The sequence below is a fragment of the Desulfomonilia bacterium genome, from assembly GCA_036567785.1.
GTDB lineage: Bacteria > Desulfobacterota > Desulfomonilia > UBA1062 > UBA1062 > DATCTV01.
The window spans coordinates 1-24075 of record DATCTV010000062.1 but is presented as its reverse complement, the minus strand read 5'-3'; the positions used below and the strand labels follow the sequence as shown (position 1 = coordinate 24075).

Below are 24075 nucleotides of genomic sequence, written 5' to 3'. Positions count from 1 at the left end.
ATAAGATATGCACCTAACCCGAATGTCCGTCCAGCCGGATACTTTTGTATTTCAAGAGAATGCCGATAAAACTGATATACAGGGAACAGGGGGGATATCATGACAAAACCGGCAAAAACATCGATTCGCCATAGCTGCATTAAATCATTCACGGTTGCTGCCGTCTTTGCCTGTGCAATAATCCTGATAACAGGATGTGGAGGCGGTGGAGGTGGCGGCGGCATTATCGACACAGGCGGGGGCGGAACACAGGGCGGCCCGGGAACAGTAAATCTCATAATGACAATATCAAACCTCCAGTCTTTATCAGAAGAGGCAATTTCCGGTAGCCTAGCGGAAGACGGGGGCTTTTCAACGTCCGGCATATCTCCTTTGGTATATAAGATAGCCCTTGTAAACTTCTGGCTGATCAAAGATGACAATACAGGGATAAATCTTATGAACCCTGATAAGGACAGTTCGGTTTATACTGAAGAAAATCCTCTGATTGTAGATTTTTCATCAGGAACTCTCACCGAACAGCTTCTCAATAATGCAACTCTCCCGGAAGGGACCTATACAGGCTATAAAATACAGTTCCTTTATATCGAAATGCAGTTTCCCGTTTATTTCCATCTGCCTTCGATATGTATGGAATCAGACCTTGCAAATTTATTTGGAATCGATCCTGAATTTTTCAATCCAGAAGAAATTACGGATGAATTGGACTGCAATTTCCGTCTGTATTTCAACGCACACGACAAATACTGGAAGCGTGATTTCGTAGCGAATCTTAACATTCAAGGTCATGAGGATGAATGGTTCTGGCTCAGACGTGAGATTGACGAAAGCCACAGCAATTTCTTCATTTCCGTAACTGAAAATACACATCCTTCAGGCGGAACAGGACCGGAGAGTATTACAGACCTCTTTAATGATCCAGGGTTCTGGGGCAATTCCGATAATTATAACGACAGCTCAAACCCGATTATCATTGAAAGCGGTACAACAGCTGGCGGACTCAACGCCGTGATTGAACCCTTCACAATCTCGGGCGGTAAATACAATATTACAGTCAATGTAGACGTCAAAGACACCTTCAATTTCACTGATAATTCAGCCGCACCGGCGGGCGTTACATTCCATACGGGTTCGCTTGACCTCGGTCCTGCATATGAACTCGACAATTATGGTGATACAGGACTGCATCCTTTACTTCCCGCTTTCAGCGTCGTATCAGAGAAGGTGACCGGTTAGCACGGTACAAAAGGGGCCGTTTCCCGCAGCTGGTTAAACGGTAATATTGTGATGCAAGCCGTCACAATATCCCTTGACAAGTGAAGCTTCTTTAACTAATAGCTCAAAAACCTTTTAAAAGAACACACGGGGTGAAGTATGTACGCAGTAATAAGAACAGGCGGAAAACAGTACAAGGTTGAGGAAGGCGATAAACTCAAGGTCGAAAAACTCGCAGGGCTCAAGGGCGATGAGATAACATTCGACGAAGTGCTTTTCATCGGCGGTGAAGAATTCATCCTCGGCAAACCTGTAATCGAAGGCGCATCGGTAAAGGCAACGGTCATAAGACAGATGAGAGGACCGAAAGTGGTTATCTTCAAAATGAAACGTCGCAAAGGTTATCATAAGAAGCAGGGACACAGACAGGACCTCACCGAGGTCAGCATTACCGGGATTACAAAGGGGGCATAAGTCATGGCACACAAGAAATCCGGAGGAACCTCTAGAAACGGCAGAGATACGGCAGGCAAAAGGCTTGGCGTCAAGGTTTTTGACGGACAGCCCTGCAAGGCTGGCAGCATAATAGTCCGCCAGCACGGCACAAAAATCCATCCGGGCCCCAATGTCGGATGCGGAAGAGATTACACTCTTTTTGCTCTTACCGAAGGTGTTGTGAAGTTCCATACACTAGCCTCAAAGAAAAAAGTAGTCCAGGTCATTGCCGCTGCTTAATTCCAGATAAATGGACTTTATCGATGAGTCCAATATCTTTGTAAAATCAGGGGACGGCGGCAACGGCTGCTGTTCCTTCCGAAGAGAAAAGTTCATCCCAAAGGGAGGCCCCAACGGCGGAGACGGCGGCAGGGGCGGCGATGTAATCATCATTGCCGATAAAAGCGTTCATACCCTTCTTGACCAGCGCTATCACCCTCATTACAAAGCCCAGCGCGGCGGGCACGGCCTAGGAAAGAACATGTCCGGCAGGGCCGGCAACAACTGCATTATCAAAGTGCCTGTCGGAACCATAATCAAGGATATTGCCGAAGATACCATCATTGCCGATCTTACCGAAGACGGGCAGACTATAGTTGTTGCCAGAGGCGGCGACGGAGGCAGGGGCAACGCCAGGTTTGCGACATCGACCAATCAGGCGCCAAGACGCTGTGAAGACGGATGGCCGGGTCAGGAGAAGACTCTGCAACTTATTCTCAAGCTTATGGCGGACGTTGGCCTGGTCGGTTTCCCGAATGCCGGCAAATCTACATTTATTTCCAAGGTATCGAATGCGCGCCCAAAGATAGCGGATTATCCTTTTACAACCCTTGTCCCCAACCTGGGACTCGTTAAATGGAAGGAAAGAGACTTCATTCTCGCAGATATCCCGGGAATAATCGAAGGGGCCCACAAAGGAACAGGGCTGGGGCACCGGTTCTTAAGACATGTGGAAAGGACGCGCATTATTGTTTATATTCTGGACATGTCCCCTGAAACAGGGAGAATGCCGCTCGATGAATTGAAAACTCTTGAAAATGAACTCGTGCTGTATTCAAAAAGTCTCGCAGATAAAGGAAAGATTGTCGTTCTGAACAAATGCGACCTGCCCGAGGCTGAAAAAAGGGCGAAAGAAGTCCTTGAAGCAATCAAGAACAAGGGGTATGCATGCTTTATGGCTTCAACAGCCACCAAACAGGGGCTGGACAAGGTTCTCGACGCCATAATCAGGAGACTCAACATAAATGAAAGAGACGAACAGGAGCAGGATTAAAAAATCAAGGCGAGTTATCGTCAAGATCGGCTCAAGCTCGATAAGCACACCAACAGGACTCAACTACCGCATGATCGAAAGGTTGTGCGACGAGATCTCAATGTTGAAAGACAACGGTCATGAATTCGCAGTGGTGTCGTCAGGCGCCGTAGCATCAGGAAGGGCAATAGCAAGAGATTTCGAAACCTCGAGTGCGCTGTCAAGAAAGCAGGCCCTTGCGGCAATCGGCCAGGGAAGCCTGATCGGTGCTTATAATGATGCATTCGTCCGCTACGGTCACATTTCTGCTCAAATTCTGATTACCAGGGACGACATAGACGACAGGCACCGCTATATCAACATAAGGAATACATTCCATGCAATCTTCGAACTTGGTGCGATTCCCATTATTAACGAAAACGACACTGTAAGCGTCGAAGAAATCCAGTTTACCGATAATGACATGCTCTCCGCAATGCTCATACCGCTGGTAGAGGCTGATCTCCTGATAATGCTGACCGATACCGACGGCGTCTATGCGGATGACCCCCGCACATGCCCTGATGCGAAAAGAATTCCAGAAATAAAAGACATCAACATCAAGGATATAAAAACAACCAGCACGCAACCCGGAAAACTCGGAAGAGGCGGCATGCAGTCAAAACTGACTGCTGCGCACCAGGCCTCGCTTCTTGGCGTACCAGCTGTTATCGCATGCGCTGCAGAACCTCATGTTCTTGAAAGAATTCTCAAAGGTGATGATACTGGCACCCTTATAGTACCGAACACGAAGAAAATGAAAGTCAAGGAACACTGGCTCAGTTTTATCTCGAGGCCGAAGGGCAGAATAATCATCGACAAGGGTGCGGTAAAAATGCTCAAGGAGCACGGGAAGAGCCTTCTGCCCGTCGGCATAACCGGTGTTACAGGAAATTTCAAAAACGGCGACCCGGTTGAAATAGTGGATAAAACAGGCAATATTATCGCAATAGGCCTCACAAATTTTACATCGCATGAGATCGAAATAATCAAGGGGGCCAACAGCCGCGACATACAGTCTATCCTTGAAAAAGACTGCAACGAAGAGGTCGTGCACCGAAACAATCTTAAACTGAAAGGGGCAATCCAATAATGGTTGAGGATATAATAGGAATTGCAAAAAGGGCTAAAGAGGCCTCAAGACATCTCGCAACCCTGGGCAGCAGCGAGAAGGCGGATGTTCTTAAGAAGATGGCCGATGCCATCATGAAAAATTCCGCCATGTTGAAAGAGAAAAATGCAATTGATGTCAGGAAAGCAGATGCAAACGGGCTCAGCACGGCAATGATAGACAGACTGACGCTCACGGACAAAGTGCTCGAAGGTATGGCCGCAGCACTTACTGAAATCGCCGATCTGCCCGACCCTATAGGTTCGATCACAAACATGGTCACAAGACCTAACGGTCTGATGGTAGGAAGGATGAGAATACCTCTGGGTGTTGTCGCCATGATATACGAAAGCAGGCCAAATGTAACGGCTGATGCCGCGGGCCTTTGCCTTAAGTCAGGTAATGCATGTGTTTTAAGGGGCGGCTCCGAGGCATTCAACTCAAACATGGCAATCGTCAAGGTCCTGAAAGATACCCTTGAAGGTACATCCATCAACCCGGATGCAATCGGATTCATCCCTCTCACAGACAGGGCGGCGATAAATGAAATGCTCAAGCTTGAAGAATATATCGACCTGGTCATTCCGCGGGGCGGTGAAGGTCTGATAAGGGCTGTTGCCGAAAACTCGCGGATACCGGTTCTCAAGCATTACAAGGGCGTATGCCACATATACGTGGACAAGGAAGCCGATATGGACAAGGCCTTTAAGGTCTGTTTCAACGCCAAGGTACAGCGTCCCGGGGTATGCAATGCGATGGAGACCCTTCTTGTCAATCAAGACATTGCAGAAAAATTTCTTCCGGGAATGATCGCAATGTTTGAACAGGCTGGTGTCGAAATACGCGGCTGTCCGAAAACAAAGGCCCTCGTGCCGTCAGTCAGAAAAGATGCCACAGAAGCGGACTGGTATGAGGAATATGTGGATCTGATACTCTCTGTCAAGGTTGTGGATTCACTCGATGAAGCTATAGACCACATAGAGAAATACGGTTCAAACCATACCGAGGCCATCATTACGGAAAATTATACAAAGGCCATGCGATTTTTAAAGGAAGTGGATTCTTCAACCGTGCTGGTCAATGCCAGCACCCGTTTTTCGGACGGGGGGCAGTTCGGGCTCGGTGCAGAGGTCGGTATAAGCACGTCAAAGATTCATGCCTATGGCCCTATGGGTATCGAAGGGCTTACCATTGAAAAGTTCGTCTGTTTCGGCGACGGACATATAAGACAGTAGATGAGAATAGGCATCTTCGGCGGCACCTTCAATCCTATCCATTATGGCCATCTGAAGGCCGCGGAAAATGTCAGAAAAGCGGCTTTTCTTGAAAAAGTAATATTCGTCCCGTCACACATCCCGCCTCACAAGGAACTGGCTGAGGCAACCCCTTCGGAAAAACGGCTCGAGGCTGTAAGGCTTGCAATCTCGGGAAATCCCCGTCTGGATGTCTCATCATTCGAGGTCGATGCCAAAAGCACATCATATTCGATTAAAACAATCGAGCATTTCTCATCTCTTTACAAAACGGTCCCGTATTTCATTCTCGGTCAGGACGCATTCAATGACATAATGAGCTGGTTTGACGCCAGAAGGCTTTTCAGCGTGGCCCATTTTATAGTGATGTCAAGACCGGGTTCCAGGAAACACGAGCTTGCAGAAATCATGGGTGCATTCGCGAATACATTCAGGAAAACACCTGAAGGCTATCAGAGTTCTTCAGGAAAAGATATTATATTCATAGATGTTCCACCAAATGATATATCATCAAGCATCATAAGAGAGCGTATAAAGGCCGGAAAGCCTGTGGCCGAATTTATCCCCCCGGCTGTAGAAAAATATATCCGTGAAGAAAGGATGTACATGTGAATAGGGCTCTGTGGTCCCAGATCAAGGAAAAGCTTGAAGAGACAAAGGCAAGAGATATCGTTGTGCTCGATGTCAGGAAGCTCTCGTCAATGACCGATTTTATAATAATTGCAACCGGTTCTTCCGACAGGCAGGTCAGGGCCATATGTGAATATCTGAGGGAGAACGCCGGCAGACCGTTCAGCACGGAAGGTGCTGATGAAGGCCGCTGGATTCTCATGGACTACTTCGATGTTATTGTTCACATCTTCCAGGATGATATGAGGAGGTATTACGACATTGAAGGCATGTGGCTCAACGCCAAAAGGCTTTCCTGATTGAAGATCGTCTTTAATTTTGCAGGAAAGACATTTAAAGGCCCTGTCAGTGAACTTGTAGATGATTATATGAAGAGAATTCAGAGATATGTCCCTGCAGAAATCATCGAGGCGAAATCAATAAGGAAGCAGACCCGCGAGGGAATCCACATTGTCCTCTCACCTTCGGGACAAATGATGTCATCAGAGACCTTCGCAGAATTTATCAGTAACAACCTTAACAGTTCGACCAAGCATCTGTTCTTTTACACCGGCGCACCAGAAGGTCATGAAAAGGCTTTTGAAAAAGACGCCGGCCTGCTGCTCAGCTTTTCAAACATGACCTTCAACCATCAACTCATACGTGTGATGCTTCTTGAGCAGGTCTACCGGGCATTTACGATTATAAGGGGCGAAAAATACCACAAGTGAAAGCCCCCCATTAAGGAGAGAGGATTATGAACGATATCCAGGCGGTCAATAAACTTCCAGTAAAGACGAAGGTTTCATATGCCATGGGAGATCTGGGCGCAAACATAGTATGTCAGTCGGTAGCATTGTACTATCTGTATTTTCTTACAGACATAACTTTTCTTAAGGCCTCTCTTGCAGGAATATCATTGATGATGGTGCGCTGCGTGGATGCATTCTCCGACCCTCTGATAGGATATTTTTCAGACCGGACAAAGACCCGCTGGGGCAGACGCCGACCTTACCTGCTGTTCGGTTCGTTCGGCTGCGGCCTTTTCTTTTTCCTTTTATTTACCTACCTGCCTATTCACAATCAGTGGCTTCTGTTCGTCCATGCCACATTCAGCTATCTGATATTTTATGTCTGTTTTTCTCTTGTGAACATACCCTATTCCGCGCTCACGCCCGACATGACACAGGATTATGACGAACGCACCAATCTCACCGCCTACAGGATGACCGGGGCCATCATAGGAATGTTCATTGCCGCAGGACTGACGAGCGAGCTGATAAAGCTTTTCCCGAACGAGAGGATCGGATACAGCCTTACAGCCGCGGGATACGGAATTCTTTTCATCATCCTGACGCTCATCGTGTTCTGGGGTGTAAGGGAGAAAAATGATTATGCCGTAAAGCACGACGATACGCCCATGTTCAGACTGTATCTCAATTCGTTCAAGAACAGACCTTTCGTGATGGTACTGATGGCGTACATCATGGTGGAGCTTGCGATTGTACTTATAAGCTCTACCCTTATCTATTACATGGAATATTACATGAAAAAAAAGGAGCTCCTCAGCACAATATTCCTGACAATGTTCGGCACGGCCCTTGTCTGCATACCGTTCTGGGCTCTCATCAGCAAACACCTGGGCAAGAAGTGGTCATACTTCATGGGCATAGGCCTTTTCTCGATCGCCATGATCTGCATATTCTTCATCAGGCCGGAAAATCTATTGCTTCTTTATCTGCTGGCCGCACTGGCGGGCATGGGGCTCTCAACCGAATTTGTCAATCCATGGGCTATGATGCCGGATACGATCGAATACAACGAATTCATGACAGGCAAGCGCAACGAGGGCGTCTTCTACGGAATGCAGAGCTTCGGCCCCAAACTGAGCGGGGCACTTGCAGGACTTATGGCGGGAGAGGTACTGACCCTGGTTCATTATGTGCCTAAACTTGCGGAACAGTCATCTGAAACACTCCTGGGTATACGCCTGATCTTCTGCATAATGCCCGTACTTTTCACGGGTCTCGGGATGATTTTCATAGCCCTTTATCCGATAAGCCATAAGAAATATCAGGAGATCGTTGCCGAACTCGAAAGGCGAAGAGCGTTCCAGCCCTGATAAAAGAGATTTTCTCTAACGACAGAATAGATCATCTAAAATGGAAGTTGCAGTTCATCACATGCTTGGTGAACGTCTGAGCATTTCCGCATGGCGGAGAATAGCAACCCTTCCGGATACTCCAAACCTTTCCCCTATATATGACATATGTTTTTTCACCGTCATCTCGCAGACATTCAAGGCTGATGCTATTTGACGGTCAGTATACCCAAGATGCAGGTATGACAGTATCTGTGTTTCCATTTCAGTTAGATCATATTTCTTAAGTATGGAAAAAGGTTCGGATATTTGCTGTTTGAATTTTACAAGAATGTGCCCGTCAAGCATATAAGCGAAACATTCCAGATTACAGCCATCCAGGATAAAGTATTCAGTCCATACCTTTCTATTATTAGTTTTTTCCTTCAACTCGGGTCCTTTATATTTAGACAGTTTTCTTAACTGTGTTATCAAAATATTTTTCCATGATGAACCAATCTGTGATTCAATCAGTTCCTGTGCACCCTTTGTCCATACGATTCCCTTCAGATACTCGTCAAACAACACAGCTTGGACATTCTTTTTTTCCAGTACAATATGGTTTCCCATATAATTAAGCGCACTTTCGTGAAATCTGATTACCGAATGCGCCCATGAAATTATGACCGGAGACAACAATTCCATGATTGCAACATCATCCTCAGAATAGGGAGATTTGTTATCTTTTCGATATAGCCCCAGAAAGACTTTATGTTCTCTTGTTTCAGCAACAGGCATAATAAGAGAAAAGTATGTACCGGTAGCTGCTTCCATAATTGTCTTTGTGAAAAGGTCCTCCCTGTTCTCAGGATTGATGAGATCCTGTGCAAGAAATATATCCCCTACCTTCCCTTTTCTTACAGCAGGTATCCAGCTGATAAGATTTCTTATGACAGGATAGAGTTTTACCCAGTCAAAGGGAAGACCCGGAGTTACATAAATATTTTCAATCTCATTTGCAGATGTCATACAGTAGACAGCGGCCCAATCAAAAGGCATTTGCTTTTCAAGAACACTTTTGAGGATTACCGGAACCTCTTCAAAATTCCTGAGTTCATTGAGCCTTTGATTGAGTTCGATTATCACTTCAGGACATGAATCCAGCTCGGATAATAACAAAGGCATCCTGGTAAATAATGGCGAATGCCGGGTAGAAGACGGATCATATATAAGATCAGGTACATAATCCCTGGCCTCGATTGCCTTCGCAAGAACCTCTGTCCTGCCTGAAGCATTCAGTTTCATTCCGATGTTTTCCAAATGCTTTCTTACGGTTATCTCTTTGATATTCAGATCTTTTCCTATCTGTATATTTGATTTGCCGGCAAACAGACCGGCAAGAATTTGAGTCTCTCTGGGGCTGAGCCCGATGCCGTCCAGAGATGTGAAGTCATCTCTTTTCCTCTCACGCTCAAAGGTTGTTAGAAATCTTGGAGTACCAAGTGAATCCTCAAACGCATAGAGCGTACAGTTGATATTACCATTATCTGAAACAAATACCGTACTTCTCTCGCCGCCTCTATCTTCGCATGAAGCATTCCTCTTCAAGCAGCTATCCAGCCATTTTCTCAGCGGTTCGGGCAACGATCCTATGAAAGGACCATTAAAATGGTCAATAAAAAATTTATGAGTCGATTCCGGCAGAATGGCTATTTCAAGATTTTTATCTAGCAACAAATATACGTAATTATGACTGTCTTTCGATCCTGACAGAAGCATCCCTTTTGAGACTGACATTCTTGCCATGAGAAGGCTTTGTGCACAATTCGTCAAAATCAATTCAAACTGTTTTAATATCTCAGCTTCATTCGAAGTAAATGGTTTTTCACGCCGGAACAGATAGATAGACACACATAAACCCTGTACTTCTGCAAGAGCCAGGTTAATTGAAAAGGGGGAACCAGTCTTGAACTTTACAAGTTCCAGAATATTTTCATTCCCTTCTTGTCCAAGACCTGATTCATTCTGGCTGAGAATGATTTCAGAGTTCATTTCTTTTAAATGACAGGATACATTTATATCTTCGTCAATTATCATTGTCTTGACTTTGCCTTGAGAAGCGGAAAGTGAATCACCGGTTATCAGAGCCACAGACGAGTTACAGTTTCCATTTACCAGAAAACAGGACCGGTCAAAGGGAACAACCTCACGAAGTGGCGCCTCCATAAGTTTCTGCAAGCTCTCAATGTCATAGGCATTGATCAGTTTGCTGTTCAACTTCAGGATCGTATTTGCCAGTATATTTTTTTGCTCTTCAGCCATCACTGGATGGCCCCTCCCTCTCTTAAGTCATATGATTGCATTCAAATTAAAACAGTAATAATTAATGGCTGAGTATATTCAGACATTATTCAGCACTGTCAATAGTTATTATTGAATCATACCTGTATTAGCATTTTTCAATTCACAAGAAGAGCAGGCAGTGCAACGTTTTTACACCCCTGTATGCAATTAAAATATGGTATACTAAACGATAATCCGAATTTGATTTTTATGCCCCTCCCATAACTTTTCGGGAAAATTCCACCCTATTCATTATGATTTCGCTCTTAAAACATGGTTTCAGCGTGCTTTTTCAATAATTCAGCTAACTTGTAATAATATATACAGAACGATAATCGCTTTTTTTACATTCATTATCTAAAATATTAGCATACAACTTTGATTGATAAGATCATCACCTCACGGACCCACAGATTTCAGATATTCAATTACACCAAAGGGGCTTGCCGTACATGAACAAAATTAATGGATATTTTTAAAAAAAGGAGAATGCTATGAATGATAAAAGGGCCCATGAAAGAACTGATGTCAGGTTAAATGCTCTATTCCGCAAAGATGATTCATATATTTTTCGTACAAAAGTAATTAATATAAGCATGGGCGGATTATTTATGGAAACTTCTCAGTTCATGAAACCAGGGACCAATATTTCTGTTGACATTGACGCCGAGAACATCGGTCAGATAATCGGAGTGCACGGACATGTTGTCAGAAACACCGGTTCAGGACTTGCGGTTGAATTTGCCAGTGTAGATAATTCCATACTGGACAGGCTCATTGAAAGAGAAAAATACATGTCTATCAAGAAAAAACAGACAATAGAACAACCATGTAGCTCAGGGTATAGCTTCTGATAAATTATCCCTGAAACTTTTCAGTTACATTCAATATCCATATATAAAGTTGCAGACAATTTCTTAAAGTATTTGTAAACAATATATATCCTCAATTTCTTGCACAAGTATTTTCTGTATGTTATTTCCCCAAAGCCAGTGGAGGAAAAGTGACCGGGAACTGCAAACTGAGAGACGTAAGTGCAACTACCAGAATTCGCATAGACAGGGAAGGACGCTGGTTTTATGAAGACAGCGAAATAATACATCCGATGGTGCTCAAGGTATTCTGCGATGCGCTGGAGATTGATGATCAGGGCAGATACCGTATTATCGTGGAAAACGAGCTATGCCATATCGATGTTGAGGATGCACCCTTCATCGTAAGGACAATCCGAGGCGATTGTGAACACGGGCTGGAACTGCTGCTCAATAACCACAGAACCGCACCCCTTGATCCGGGAACACTGTTTTTCGGCCGCGACAACATCCTTTATGCCAGACTTGCCGACGGCATTGTCGTCAAGTTCAGCCGGGCCGCATACTATCAGCTTGCCCTGATGATGGAGGAAAACGAAAATGGCGGCATCTGCCTTAAGGTTAAAGAAAAATCCTATCTTTTCTGAAAACAAGCAATAATCAGGCAAAAATCCTTCATTCCTTTAATCAGTGATTCCCGAAAAAAACCTTGCCTTATTGAAAGCCATAATTATTTTATAGACATAATTATTTAATGCTGTTTTTAAATATTTTCCTGGAGGACTTTATTGATGTTTAATTTGAGATTGATTCATTTTCCGGCATTCTTTTTTGTCTTTAGCCTTTTATTGTTTTCCTGCGCATCTTCAGGCGGCAATCAGGATGAAAATACCACATCTGAAGAAACGTTAGCCGGGCAGCAGCTAATAAGAGAAACACAATCGGGCATTATAAAAGGCCAGACCGATAACGGTACGCTTTCATGGCTCGGTATCCCCTACGCAAAGCCACCCGTAGGCGACCTCAGGTGGAAGGCGCCTAGAGACCCCGATCCATGGGACGGCGTAAGAGACGCAACAAGCTTTGGCAGTGCCTGCACACAGTATGGAACAATCCTTTACATACTTGACGAAAAGCTCTACGGAAAACCGACAGGATGTGAGGACTGCCTCTATCTGAACGTATGGCGCCCGGCTACTGATGAAACAAACCTGCCTGTGTTTTTCTACATACACGGCGGGGCGAACGTGATTGGAGCCTCCAGCCTGCCCGTATACAACGGTGCCAACCTCAGCAGAAAGACCAACATGGTTGTCGTTACTGCAAACTATCGTCTTGGTCTTATGGGCTGGTTTACACATCCCTCATTGAGGGACGGCGACGCACTTGACAGTTCCGGTAACTATGGCACCCTCGACTTGATCAAGGCCCTTGAATGGATTCAGAAAAATGCGGCTTCGTTTGGAGGCGACCCCGGAAACGTCACCGTATGCGGACAATCCGCCGGCGCCTTCAATATCCACTCGCTGCTTGCTTCCCCGCTTACCGAAAACCTTTACCATAAGGCCATCATGCACAGCGGCTTCCCTGTCTCTACAAAGGTCGAAACCGGCGACAAGCGGGCTGACAAGGTAATCACGAGGCTCATGATACAGGACAAGCTCGCAGTCAACGAGGAATCGGCAACCGCCCTGATCAGGGAAAAAGGCGGTGAATGGCTTGCCTCATACCTGAGAAGCGTGCCTGCATATAGGATATACAATCCTGACGTATCGACTGCGTCAGGCAGTACAAAGGAAAGCGGTACGACTTCATTCGGCATATATGAGGACGGAACGGTAATTCCACAGAACGTCTTCAATACTCTGAAACAGGGTGGCTATCACAAGGTACCTGTAATGCTCGGCTGCATGTCCGAAGAACTGAAGCTCTTCCTTGTTATGCTGGGAGTTGAAACACACAAACTTCACGGACTCATCAAACAGCATAAACCTGACAGCGCCAATCTCGAATTCAGCGACTTTTTCCCCGCGGCACTGAAACCTCTTTACAATACCGTCACCTCTGCCGGTCAGATCGTGTTCCAGGGATATGGTGTGGACAAAACGGCTTCCCTGCTGTCCAGATACCAGAATGATGTCTATGCCTACAGGTTTGAATTCACGGGAGGTGCCAGACCTTTTGATTTCCTTCTCGGATCAGCGCATGCCTTTGATGTGCCTTTTCTTTTTGGAAATTTTCTTCCACCCGGGAAAAGCCTGATCGGCTGCGAATGGAACAACTCGAATAAGATCGAACGCGAACACATGTCGGATATTGTCATGGCCTACTGGTCGAGTTTTGCACGATACGGCGACCCCAACACAGGCAATTCGCTGCCGCGCTGGCAGAAATTTTCGAACGGTTCAGCCATTAATAACCGGATGATACTGGATACGGGAAACGCGTATATGTCAACAGATTCAGCCGGGCAGACTCAATCCGATTCAGCCGGAGATATGATTGAAGATTTGAATAACAGAATAAAAAGCTTTGTTGAGGAAGCCAGTAAATAACAGCTATTTTCTGCCGGTCTTTCCCGCCATACCTGCAAGAGCAAGTAAACAGTCTCTGCATCTCTTGCTTTCAGGTGCATTATCCGAGCATTCTCCTGTAAATCTTTCTATCAGATCTTTGCCTGCCCTTGGGCATGAATCTATAAACCCTATGAACCTTACAAATCTCTGCATCGCTTTTTCATCAACTGCATGTTCCATGCGGCATGCAGTCTGCTCGGCGCTCTCTTCATCAAACTGAAGCACCCTCAACAGAAAATCCTTGAGCACTGCATGGCGGTTCGAAATCTGTGCGGCAATCGCCCTGCCCTTATCAGTAAGAGTGATGAAACTGTAAGGTTGATAGTTTATGAGGGCCTTCTCCTCAAGAATTTTCAGGGCTCCGGTAACCGACCCCCTCTGTACGCCTATCTTATCGGCAATGTCCTTTGCGCGCGCAACCTTGCTGGCATCTTCAAGCTCAAGGATAGCCTCGAGGTAATCTTCCAGAGATTCGGATAAGGAATTATTCTCAATCATGCAAAACGTCCTTTCTTTGAAAAGTAACACCCGAACTTATGTTAGTCAAATTAATTTTCCCTTGATTAATTTAATTAGCTGATTTAAATTTTGTTTGCTTAGACTAACTTTTAACAAAAAGGGCTTGAAATGAAAAGAATATCACTGCGGCAGATGAAAGATAACCAGACAGGGACAATAGCCGCTATAAAGGCTGACGGCGAGCTGGGCAGAAGGATAAGGGATATGGGCCTTGTGCCGGGAACCGAAATTAAGATACAGGGCCGGGCCCCTCTTTTCGACCCTGTTGCGATAAGACTTCAATGCTTTACAATTACGCTCAGAAACAGCGAGGCAGATTTTATCGAAGTCGATGTCAATGATGACATTAGAGATAATGATTCCTGCTCTATGCACAAAAGGCACAGACATCGCCACCGGGGCGGCAGGCATGAATAAACAGCTGGTTATAGCACTTGCGGGAAACCCCAATTCGGGAAAGACAACAATTTTCAACGAACTCACGGGCTCCCACCAGCATGTAGGCAATTATCCCGGTGTTACAGTAGAAAAGAAGGAAGGCGTCTACTCATATAACGGTGAAAGGATTAACATAGTAGATCTTCCCGGAACATATTCCCTGTCCGCCTATTCTCTTGAAGAACAGGCGGCCAGGGATTTCATAGCAAAAGAGAAACCGGACGTGATAGTTCATATTGTCGATGCATCCAATCTTGAACGAAACCTTTATCTCTATGTGCAGCTCATGGAAATGGGTATCAATCTGGTCGTGGCGCTCAACATGATGGACATGGCAAGAAATCGTGGAATCGAGATCGATACGGATAAACTGTCCTCGCTCTTATCAGTGCCTGTAGTTGAAACAATAGGCCGCAAGGGCATAGGCCTCGAAAGTCTTATAGAAAAAGCAGTCGCTGCAGCCGGCTCTCATGAATCCAAAGATCACAAGATCAGCTATGGAGAGGATATAGATTTAACCCTCGACGAAATGGAAATACTGATCAAGGATTCCTCTTTTCTGGGAGGAACATACCCTCCAAGGTGGATCGCGCTTAAATACCTGGAGAAAGATGAAATCATTATCACAGAGGGTGAGAAACAGGACAAGGAATTATCGTCAAGGCTTGATGCTATCAGGGAAAAATTGAACAGACACCTCGAGGCGACCATCAAGACATACCCTGAAGCGCTCATTTCAGACTACAGGTTCGGCTATGTCAAATCGATAGTCAAACAGGCAATCAAGCACAGGGATACCATTGACAGGCTTTACCTTACCGACAGGATAGACAGGATATTTACGCACAGGCTGGCGGGCCCTGTCGTTATGATCGCCGTGATATTCCTGCTCTACAAGTTCACTTTCTCGGGAAGCAGAGTACCTGTAGAATGGCTCGACAGCCTTTTCGGTTGGCTGGGAGCGCTGGCGGACAGATACCTGCCGGAAGGTTTGATGAAATCACTCATCATCTCGGGCATTATCGACGGTGTGGGAGGTGTTATAACATTTGTGCCGCTCATCATGTTCATGTTCCTGGGAATTGCAGCGCTTGAAGACTCGGGCTATCTTGCAAGGATTGCGTACATGCTCGACCGGATTTTCAGGATATTCGGGCTTCACGGAAGCTCGGTCATGTCATATATCGTGTCCGGCGGTATTGCAGGCGGATGCGCAGTCCCCGGCATAATGGCAACCAGGACGATAAAAAGCCCCAGGGAAAGGCTTGCCACAATGCTGACTGCTCCGTTCATGAACTGCGGGGCGAAACTGCCCGTGTTTGCAGTGCTGGTTGCAGCATTCTTTTCTCACAACAAAGCCCTGGTAATGATCCTGATAACAATCATATCATGGCTGGGAGCCCTTTGTGTGGCATGGCTTCTGCGTTCAACGGTAGTGCGCGGAGAGGCGACTCCTTTTGTAATGGAACTGCCGCCCTACAGGCTTCCCACAATGAAGGGGCTCATAATCCACACATGGGAAAGGACCTGGCAATACCTCAAAAAGGCAGGTACGATAATTCTGGCCATATCGATCGTCCTATGGGCGCTCATGACATTTCCGGCCCTAAATAAGAGCGAGACCTACTCAGATGATTCAACCAGGGCGGAGGCGGCGCTCAGGCATTCGTTTGCCGGCAGAATCGGAACCTCTATTGAAGGCATAAGCGCACTTGCCGGTTTCGACTGGAGGATAAATATCGCTCTTATAGGCGGTTTTGCAGCCAAGGAGGTTATCGTCTCGACACTCGGCACAGCGTATTCTCTCGGTTCTGTTGACCCCGGCGAATCAATTCCGTTATCCAGGCGTCTTGCATCATCAGAAGGCTTCTCTCCGCTTACTGCTTTGAGCCTGATGATTTTCATAATTTTTTATGCGCCATGCTTTGCGACAATCGTCTGCATCGTGCGTGAGTCGGGTTCATGGAAATGGGGCGCCTTTTCGTTTCTTTTCAACACGCTTTTCGCCTTTACCCTTTCAGCGGCAGTTTTTCAGACAGGCCGTCTCCTCGGGTATTGAAAGGAAGAAAATATGGAGCTTCTCATCATCTCCCTGATTGTCGGTATTGCGGCTGCTTATCTCGCTGCAACCCTGTACAGGCGCATCAGAAAACCATCTTGCTCATGCAGGTGCGAAAATTGTCCTCTTGACGAACAGCAAATCTGCAGCGGGAAAAATAAGGACTTGAAATAAAAACAGGACAGGCTCTTGCCTGCCCTGTAAGTAATATGGCTGCAGATTTGCCTGCAGCTTTTTTCGCTATTAAAATTTACTATCTCTTTGGCATCAGAATGATTTCCATACGGCGGTTTTCTGCGCGTCCCTCCGGGGTTTTGTTGTCAGCAACAGGCCTGTATTCGCTGAAGCCTGCGGCCGATAGCAGTTCCGGATTGACGCCGTCGGCCTGAAGCAGTTTTACAACCGATATTGCCCGTGCAGCAGAAAGTTCCCAGTTGGTCGGATATTTCTTTGCCAGTGCTGCGCTTATCTTAACATTATCGGTATAACCGGCGATTATGATATCCTGATCCTTGACCTCCTTGAGAACACCTGCAACTTTTTTGAGCGCCTGTTTCCCTTCCTTCTTTACATCCGCCTTGCCGGAATCGAACAGGATCGCCTCAACCATGGTAAGGGTGAGTTTTCCCTCGAGCTCTTTAAGGGTGACTTCCTTTGAAGCAAGTTCAGCCTTCATCGCTTCCTGCATCTGGGCAAATGCCGCACTCTGCTGCTTAACCTGAACTTCCTTTGTCTGAATCTCTTTTGCCTTTGCGGCCAGGGCCTTGTCCTTTGCAGCCAGGTCATTTGTAGCAGCGGTTAATGCCTTGTTGCATGAATCCTTATCCTGCTGCAGCTGCGCCACTTCATTCGTAAGATCAAGATTTGCCTTTTTAAGTTTTCCGCAGCATCCTGATACAGATAAAGCGACCAAGAAAATCACGGCGAAGCAGAAAAACCTCTTCATAATGTACCCCCTTCGGATTTTTGATTTATTGGTATTTACCTGTTTCATATCGGCACCTTGATAAAAATAGTTAAACTTTAGGCACGAATTTTTTCAGCATAAGGGACAATGTCACAACAGTCACTGAACTCATGGCCATCGCCAGGCCTGCGAACTCAGGCCTCAGCGTGATTCCAGAAACAGGTTTCAACAGGCCTGCAGCAACCGGTATGAGTATGATATTGTAGGCAAAAGCCCAGAAAAGATTCTGCCTTATGCGGCTCATGACCTTTCTGCTTAAAACAACGGCCTTCGGCACATCTGAGGGATTACCTGAAGAAAGTACAATATCTCCTGCTTCAATTGCGATATCGGTCCCGCTGCCCATGGCTATCCCTATGTCAGCCCCGGCAAGCGCTGGGGCATCGTTTATTCCGTCTCCTGCAAAGGCGACCACCCTGCCCTTTTCCTTGAGTTTATCAACAACGGATGCCTTCTCCCCTGGGAGCACACCATAAATGACTTCGTCTATGCCGCATTCAGATGCAACTTTCCTGGCTGCATTTTCGTTGTCCCCTGTGAGCATGACCGGCTTGAGACCAAACCTCTTCAGGGCCGTCACTGCATCAGCTGCACCTTTTTTAATTGCGTCACTAACGGCAATAATCCCGGCCGCCTTTGAGTCAATTATAAGAACTGCCGCAGTCTTACCTTCTGATTCGAGAATTGCCGCTTCGCTGATCTCTTTTTCAGAAAGATGAGGACTGCCCAGCATGACATCGTGTGAGTTTATTTTTCCCTGAATGCCCCGGCCGCTTATAACCGAAACCCCTTCTGCTGGAAGCGGTTTTATATTTGCAATTTCCGCCTTTTTAAGGATTGCCGCTGCAATCGGATGTGTGGAATATTGCTCGAGGCCTGCTGCATAGGAGAGTATTTCAGCCTCGCTCATGGATATTTCTATAATTTCAGTTACAACCGGCTTGCCTTCAGTAAGTGTGCCTGTCTTGTCAAAAACAACGGTGTCTATTTTTTCTGCGTACTCAAGGGCATCGGCATTCCTGATGAGCACGCCCAGTTCCGCAGCCCGTCCTATACCTACTGTCACGGCGGTCGGTATGGCAAGGCCCAGCGCGCACGGGCATGCGATGACGAGAACGGAAATCAGTGTGTTGACTGCGAATTGAAGAGTCGAGCCAAAGATGAAATACCATGACAGAAAACTTATGACTGCAATTGCCAGAACTGAGGGGATAAACCATTTGACCACCCTGTCGGCCAGGTTCTGTACCGGAGGTTTTCCGGCCATCGCATCCCGAACTGTCATTATAATCCGGGCAAGGGTCGTTTCGCTGCCAACGTGTGTCGCCCTTACTTCCAGAACACCATCTGTGTTCACGGTACCGCCCGTCACCTTTGAACCCGGATTTTTGAAGCGGGGCAAAGGTTCGCCTGTAAGCATCGATTCATTGACCCATGACTCGCCGGTGACAACCTCCCCGTCAACAGGAAACCTGTCTCCCGGCCTTGCAAGGATGATATCGCCCGTCACCAGTTCATCCGAGGGAATAAGCATATGCTGATTGTTCCGAATGACCGTGGCGGTCTCCGGTTTGAGTTCCATAAGCTTTCTAATAGCTTCCGACGTCCGCCCTTTTGCCCGGGCTTCCAGGTACCTGCCCATCATCAGAAACGCAGGCAGGAGTATCGCGGTTTCGTAATACATGAACTCATGCGGCAGAACCCCGAACGTTGCAAGTACGCTCGATACATATGAAACACCGACACCCATGCCATACATCACATCCATGCTGAGATTGAAATTTTTAAGCGCATTCCAGGCTGAAATGAATATAGGATATGTAAGCCAGACAAAAATCGGCGTCGAAAGGATAAAGATCGCATAACCGGTAATTTTCAAATGGCTCAAGGGCAGGTACATGAGCGCCATCAGGATCGCGCCTGAAGCAATACCGGCAATCGCCCTGATCTTTTTCCACCTTATATCATCAGCCACGGCATCACCCGTTTGAACGGAAGCCCCCCTCCACTCGAACCCTGCATTCCTTACCGCTTTTTTAATTTCAGTGAGGCTGGCCGCACCGGGATAATAAGAAATCTGAACTGATTCAGCCGCCAGGTTGACGGTTGCTTGATCTATTCCTGGAATCTTTTTGAGCGATTCCTCTATTCTGAGCGCACATGATGCGCAGTGCATTCCTCCTATTCCCGCACTAATCTTTTCAACCAGCACCTGATATCCGGCACCTCTTACAGCCTGAGCAAGTTCATTTACGGATACTTTATCAGGCATATATTCGATACTTACAGAATTTGAAGCCAGTGCTACATGGCTGGAAACCACACCCGGAGTTTTCGAAAGCACCGCTTCAATGGTGTTGGCGCATTTCACGCATCCCATGCCTGCAACACCGAGTTCTATTATGTTATGGGTTTTCTTCTCCACTTGCGCCACTCAAGCCCGGACAAACACATCCGGCTTCTTTGAATATTTCGTCTAGCCTGTTGTGATATCTGGGTGAAACATGCATCGGTACAATTCTTCCGGCTCGTATGCCGCTGAAGACCTCTCCTGCCTGCGCTGCCGTAAGATGTCCTTTAATGTAGGCCTCATCCTTCATTTCTTCAAGGTAAAAAGTCTCGATAAACAATACGTCAGCATCTGCCGCTATGGTTCTGAAACCGTCAAGGTTCTCCTGCGAAAACCTGACATCGGCAAGATATGCTATTTTCTGGCCTTTTGTTATAACGGAAATATCTTCTGAAAGTTCAGTGGAGCTGTGCGTTACTTTTCCTTCTTTTGTTTCAATCTCGATATCGCCTTCAGCACCTGAAATAATCATTTCCTTAAGAAGGCCAATCCACGGCCCGGGGATGAACCCCCTTTTCTCAATCATGTCCGGCCTTATATTCACATGGAACTTTTCTTTTACGGCAAAACCCAGGCACGGGATATTATGGTCCAGGATCACCGATTCCACTGTGAATCTGGGGTCGGCATATATTTCATTTCCGGATCTGCCCCTTTCGCTGATCCCTCTTTCACCGAAGCCTGAAGAGGCGTTCAATGATACCGTTTTCAGGGAACCCTCAAGCACCTCTGAAATGTTTATTGTGAGCGGATATTCCGAAGTCAGGTTCCATGTGTATGAATTAAGTTTTGATATGAGCTTTTCAATAATGCCCTCAGGACCAAATACATTCAAAGGTTTTTTCCTGTGCAGAATAACCCTCAGGAGCGTATCGAAGCCCACGAAATGATCCATGTGCATATGAGTTATGAACACGGCATCGAGCAGCAGAAGTTCCTTGTTTGAAATCCCGGAAAACCTGCCGCAATCCAACATTATCGAGCGGTTTTCATTGATGAGCCTCAGATAAACCATAGGATCGAATAAAGGCCCGTTTACAAGCCTTACGATAAATGAAGGCCTCATTGTTCGCTGTCTGGTATCTTTTCCAGGTCCTTAAGCCACGGTGCGTCTTCGCTGTCGCTCGGAGCCCTGTAATCCCCTCTTGGTGAAAGCGATCCGCCTGAACCTATCTTTGGGCTGTTCGGAACGCATGTGCGTTTGAACTGGCTCTGCCTGAAGAATTTTTTTATGAAGACTTCCATCCATTTCTTTATCATGGAGATGCCGTAGGCGTTTCTTTTATCTTCAGGCACATCAGGCCATGTTCCGCAGTTCTTGTCATGCCAGGCGTTCCACGCCATGAATGCGATTTTTGTCGGGAGATATCCGAACCTCGTGAAATAATACAGGTTGAAGTCCTGGAGTTCATAAGGACCCACCGTGTCTTCTGTGCGCTGAGCCGGCTGGCCGTTTACGGTTCCGGGAATGAGTTCGGGGCTTATCTCGGTATCAAGAATATCGGCAAGACATGAAGAGGCGGCCTCCCCGAAGATGCCCTTCACTGCAACCCATCTGAGAATGTATTGTATCAGGGTCTTCGGCACGCTGGCGTTCACGTTGTAGTGAGACATATGGTCTCCCACCCCGTACGTGCACCACCCCAGCGCCAGTTCGCTGAGATCACCAGTGCCCACGACAAGTGCGTTTTCAAAGTTCGCAATCCTGAACAGGAGAGATGTTCTCTGCCCGGCCTGTATGTTCTCAAAGGTGATGTCATAGACATTGCCGCCATTTGCGAACGGATGGCCGATATCCTTCATCATCTGCAAAGAGCCCTCTTTGATGTCGATTTCACGCGAATCAACGCCAAGTGCGGACATGAGCCTGAGTGAGTTTTTATAGGTTTTGTCCGTGGTCGCGAACCCGGGAAGCGTATATGCTTTTATATTGGTCCTCGGAAGCCCCAGTATATCCATTGTTTTTGCGCAAACGATAAGCGCGTTCGTTGAATCGAGCCCGCCGGAGACTCCTATTACCAGATTTTTAATTCCCGAAGATTTGAGCCGTTTCGTCAATCCCTGCACCTGGATATTATAGATCTCGTAGCACCTTTTATCTCTCAGCGCCTGGTCAGCCGGCACATATGGAAATCTTGATATTTCCCTTTTCAGGTCGATCTTCCCCTTGGGCAGGTTGATATTGAACGGCACTTCCCTGAATTTCCCGTAATTCCCGACGAGTTTTTTTGCGCCATATGAAAATGACTGCGTTCTCAGCCTGTCATGGGTCAGCCTTTCGAGGTCGATGTCCGCGAAAACCACCTGGGATTCCCATGAGAATCTTTCCGATTCCGCCAGGAGCGTCCCGTTTTCGTAGATTATGGCGTGGCCGTCCCAGGCAAGGTCCGTAGTCGATTCACCCGGACCGGCGGCTGTATATATATAGGCGGCAAGGCATCTGGCAGACTGGTTTGACACAAGGGAGTGACGGTATTCGTCCTTGCCTGTAAGCACATTGGAGGCGGAAAGATTTGCAATGACGGTCGCCCCGGACAAAGCAGCAAACCCGGACGGTGGGACCGGTGTCCAGACGTCTTCGCATATCTCGGTAAAAAGTCTGAAACCAGGGATGTTCTCGGCATTGAAAATCAGGTCGGCACCGATCGGAACCCTCTGGCCAAGAATATCCACCGTGTCGCATGCGAGTTCGGCTGCGGGCCTGAAATGGCGCATCTCGTAAAATTCCCTGTAATTGGGGAGATAGCTTTTGACCGCTATGCCGAGAATCCTGCCGTCCTGCATTATGACTGCACAGTTGTAAAGGGAATCCGCGACAATCAGCGGCGCCCCTGTAACAACAACGATCGGAAGGTTTTCCGTTGCTCTGAGTATTTTTTGAAGCCCCTGATGCACACCTTCAAGAAGCGCCTTCTGGAAGAAAAGGTCTTCATTGGTATAGCCGGAAATGCCCAGTTCCGGAAAGACGGCGAGCAGGGCATTTCCCTGTGAGGCTTTCTCTATGAGCTCAATTGTTTTCTCTGCATTGAAAAGCGGGTCGGCAACCTTCACCTCAGGGATGCATGCGGCAACCCTTATGAAACCATGCGAGAACAGATTGAAAAAATCCTTCACACGCACCCTCCGGTATTTTTCTATTCGCCGTATATATCATATCGGCAAAATATTTTCTTAAAGAAAACTTCATATCCATAAGAGGAATATTGAATTATACATGTAAAGTGAACCCCAAACGGATACCGACAATAATGTTATACAAATGAACTATGATATTCTTGGCCGAAAAATTTCAACGGTTGATCCTGATATGGACACTTGGACATATAAATACAATGCATTCGGTGAGATGATCAGGCAAACCGACGCCAAGGGACAGGTAATCGATTATGAATATGATGCAATCGGCAGGTTAACCAAAAAGAAACTAATGGGTCAGGGAACTGGCCTTCTGGCTACGATAGGTAATTTTGTTTCTTCCCTGTTTTCGGGATATGCCTCGTTAACCGTAAAAGAAGTATCGGTCTGGACGTATGATATCGCCCCGATGGGTTCGACTTCCGGCAAGTATGCACTCGGTCTTCTTGCTTCAATTCAAGGACCTGATGGATTCACAAAGGACATCACTTATGACGATCTCGGGAGGGAGCACATCGTTAATACAACAACAACAGACGGTGCGTTCGAGGTGATAACCGATTATGACGAAGGCTGCCGTGTGAGCAAGGTTACCTATCCCGTAATTACAGGTGCAACAAGATTCTTCGTCAATTATAAATACAATTCACCCGGATATCTGGTGCAGGTTGATGATGCCAGCATGACCTTCCCCCCGAAAAATAAGCCATATTTGAAGCGAGTATGATCTGGTAAAAAGGTAAGAGGAGGATCGTACCATGAGGAGAGGGAGATTTGGAGAGGAGCAGATAATCCGGATACTGAAGGAGAGAGAAGCCGGGG

The 24075-nt window shown here is 46.7% G+C and carries 23 protein-coding genes; 17 read left to right on the top strand and 6 right to left on the bottom strand.

Features of this window, described 5'->3' with window-relative positions; translation table 11 throughout:
- Window positions 1-99 precede the first annotated feature (99 nt).
- The 10 genes from VIS94_16110 to VIS94_16065 all read left to right on the top strand — a co-directional run bounded on the left by VIS94_16110 (window position 100) and on the right by VIS94_16065 (window position 8096).
- Window positions 100-1236, top strand: a complete 1137-nt coding sequence (locus tag VIS94_16110) for a hypothetical protein (protein HEY9162602.1) — start codon at window positions 100-102, stop codon at window positions 1234-1236.
- Window positions 1237-1374: 138 nt separating this feature from the next.
- Entirely contained in the window at window positions 1375-1689 is a 315-nt protein-coding gene (gene rplU / locus VIS94_16105) for a 50S ribosomal protein L21 (protein ID HEY9162601.1), read from the top strand.
- 3 nt (window positions 1690-1692) lie between these two features.
- Window positions 1693-1950: a 50S ribosomal protein L27 gene (rpmA, locus tag VIS94_16100; GenBank protein HEY9162600.1), complete on the top strand. Its 258-nt coding sequence runs from the start codon at window positions 1693-1695 to the stop codon at window positions 1948-1950.
- Window positions 1951-1960: 10 nt separating this feature from the next.
- Window positions 1961-2983, top strand: a complete 1023-nt coding sequence (gene obgE, locus VIS94_16095) for a GTPase ObgE (protein ID HEY9162599.1) — start codon at window positions 1961-1963, stop codon at window positions 2981-2983.
- Window positions 2955-4094: a glutamate 5-kinase gene (proB, locus tag VIS94_16090; protein ID HEY9162598.1), complete on the top strand. Its 1140-nt coding sequence runs from the start codon at window positions 2955-2957 to the stop codon at window positions 4092-4094. Before obgE ends, proB begins: the two co-directional genes overlap by 29 nt.
- Window positions 4094-5347 (top strand): glutamate-5-semialdehyde dehydrogenase, encoded by a 1254-nt coding sequence (locus VIS94_16085; protein HEY9162597.1) that lies wholly within the window; start codon window positions 4094-4096, stop codon window positions 5345-5347. The genes proB and VIS94_16085 overlap by 1 nt, the downstream gene beginning before the upstream one ends.
- Entirely contained in the window at window positions 5348-5977 is a 630-nt protein-coding gene (nadD, locus tag VIS94_16080; GenBank protein HEY9162596.1) for a nicotinate-nucleotide adenylyltransferase, read from the top strand.
- Window positions 5974-6294, top strand: a complete 321-nt coding sequence (gene rsfS, locus VIS94_16075; GenBank protein ID HEY9162595.1) for a ribosome silencing factor — start codon at window positions 5974-5976, stop codon at window positions 6292-6294. The genes nadD and rsfS overlap by 4 nt, the downstream gene beginning before the upstream one ends.
- Window positions 6295-6705 (top strand): 23S rRNA (pseudouridine(1915)-N(3))-methyltransferase RlmH, encoded by a 411-nt coding sequence (locus VIS94_16070; protein HEY9162594.1) that lies wholly within the window; start codon window positions 6295-6297, stop codon window positions 6703-6705. It abuts the gene before it with no gap.
- Between the two features lie 26 nt (window positions 6706-6731).
- Window positions 6732-8096: an MFS transporter gene (locus VIS94_16065; GenBank protein HEY9162593.1), complete on the top strand. Its 1365-nt coding sequence runs from the start codon at window positions 6732-6734 to the stop codon at window positions 8094-8096.
- 57 nt (window positions 8097-8153) lie between these two features.
- On the opposite strand, the gene VIS94_16060 is transcribed toward VIS94_16065, so the two are convergent.
- Window positions 8154-10376, bottom strand: a complete 2223-nt coding sequence (locus VIS94_16060; GenBank protein HEY9162592.1) for a helix-turn-helix transcriptional regulator — start codon at window positions 10374-10376, stop codon at window positions 8154-8156.
- 515 nt (window positions 10377-10891) lie between these two features.
- Between VIS94_16060 and VIS94_16055 the strand changes: the two genes are divergently transcribed.
- The 3 genes from VIS94_16055 to VIS94_16045 all read left to right on the top strand — a co-directional run bounded on the left by VIS94_16055 (window position 10892) and on the right by VIS94_16045 (window position 13764).
- A complete protein-coding gene (locus tag VIS94_16055) occupies window positions 10892-11251 on the top strand; it encodes a PilZ domain-containing protein (GenBank protein HEY9162591.1) in 360 nt (119 codons plus the stop codon).
- 149 nt (window positions 11252-11400) lie between these two features.
- A complete protein-coding gene (locus tag VIS94_16050; protein ID HEY9162590.1) occupies window positions 11401-11856 on the top strand; it encodes a DUF1285 domain-containing protein in 456 nt (151 codons plus the stop codon).
- Window positions 11857-12000: 144 nt separating this feature from the next.
- Window positions 12001-13764, top strand: coding sequence for a carboxylesterase family protein (locus VIS94_16045; protein ID HEY9162589.1), 1764 nt, complete (start codon window positions 12001-12003; stop codon window positions 13762-13764).
- A 3-nt stretch (window positions 13765-13767) separates the two neighbouring features.
- Here the strand turns inward: VIS94_16045 and VIS94_16040 are convergent, their stop codons facing one another.
- A complete protein-coding gene (locus VIS94_16040) occupies window positions 13768-14283 on the bottom strand; it encodes a metal-dependent transcriptional regulator (GenBank protein ID HEY9162588.1) in 516 nt (171 codons plus the stop codon).
- Between the two features lie 129 nt (window positions 14284-14412).
- On the opposite strand from VIS94_16040, the gene VIS94_16035 reads away from it, so the two are divergent.
- From VIS94_16035 to VIS94_16025, 3 genes are read left to right on the top strand one after another with little or no spacing between them, the layout of a single operon-like run.
- Entirely contained in the window at window positions 14413-14721 is a 309-nt protein-coding gene (locus VIS94_16035) for a FeoA family protein (GenBank protein ID HEY9162587.1), read from the top strand.
- Window positions 14714-16801: a ferrous iron transport protein B gene (gene feoB, locus VIS94_16030; GenBank protein HEY9162586.1), complete on the top strand. Its 2088-nt coding sequence runs from the start codon at window positions 14714-14716 to the stop codon at window positions 16799-16801. Before VIS94_16035 ends, feoB begins: the two co-directional genes overlap by 8 nt.
- 12 nt (window positions 16802-16813) lie before the next feature.
- The gene (locus VIS94_16025; GenBank protein HEY9162585.1) at window positions 16814-16975 is read left to right on the top strand and encodes a FeoB-associated Cys-rich membrane protein; all 162 of its coding nucleotides are present in this window, start codon (window positions 16814-16816) and stop codon (window positions 16973-16975) included.
- A gap of 79 nt (window positions 16976-17054) precedes the next feature.
- Here VIS94_16025 and VIS94_16020 read toward each other — a convergent pair whose 3' ends face one another.
- From VIS94_16020 to VIS94_16005, 4 genes are all read right to left on the bottom strand, one after another.
- On the bottom strand, window positions 17055-17747 hold the full coding sequence (locus tag VIS94_16020; protein HEY9162584.1) for an OmpA family protein: 693 nt from the start codon (window positions 17745-17747) through the stop codon (window positions 17055-17057).
- 70 nt (window positions 17748-17817) lie between these two features.
- On the bottom strand, window positions 17818-20193 hold the full coding sequence (locus VIS94_16015) for a heavy metal translocating P-type ATPase (protein ID HEY9162583.1): 2376 nt from the start codon (window positions 20191-20193) through the stop codon (window positions 17818-17820).
- Window positions 20174-21184 (bottom strand): MBL fold metallo-hydrolase, encoded by a 1011-nt coding sequence (locus VIS94_16010; GenBank protein ID HEY9162582.1) that lies wholly within the window; start codon window positions 21182-21184, stop codon window positions 20174-20176. Before VIS94_16010 ends, VIS94_16015 begins: the two co-directional genes overlap by 20 nt.
- Window positions 21181-23232 carry an NAD(+) synthase gene (locus VIS94_16005; GenBank protein ID HEY9162581.1) on the bottom strand — a complete coding sequence of 684 codons (2052 nt, stop codon included), beginning with the start codon at window positions 23230-23232 and terminating at the stop codon, window positions 21181-21183. The genes VIS94_16010 and VIS94_16005 overlap by 4 nt, the downstream gene beginning before the upstream one ends.
- Window positions 23233-23377: 145 nt before the next feature.
- Between VIS94_16005 and VIS94_16000 the strand changes: the two genes are divergently transcribed.
- A complete protein-coding gene (locus VIS94_16000; protein HEY9162580.1) occupies window positions 23378-23980 on the top strand; it encodes a hypothetical protein in 603 nt (200 codons plus the stop codon).
- Window positions 23981-24075 lie beyond the last annotated feature (95 nt).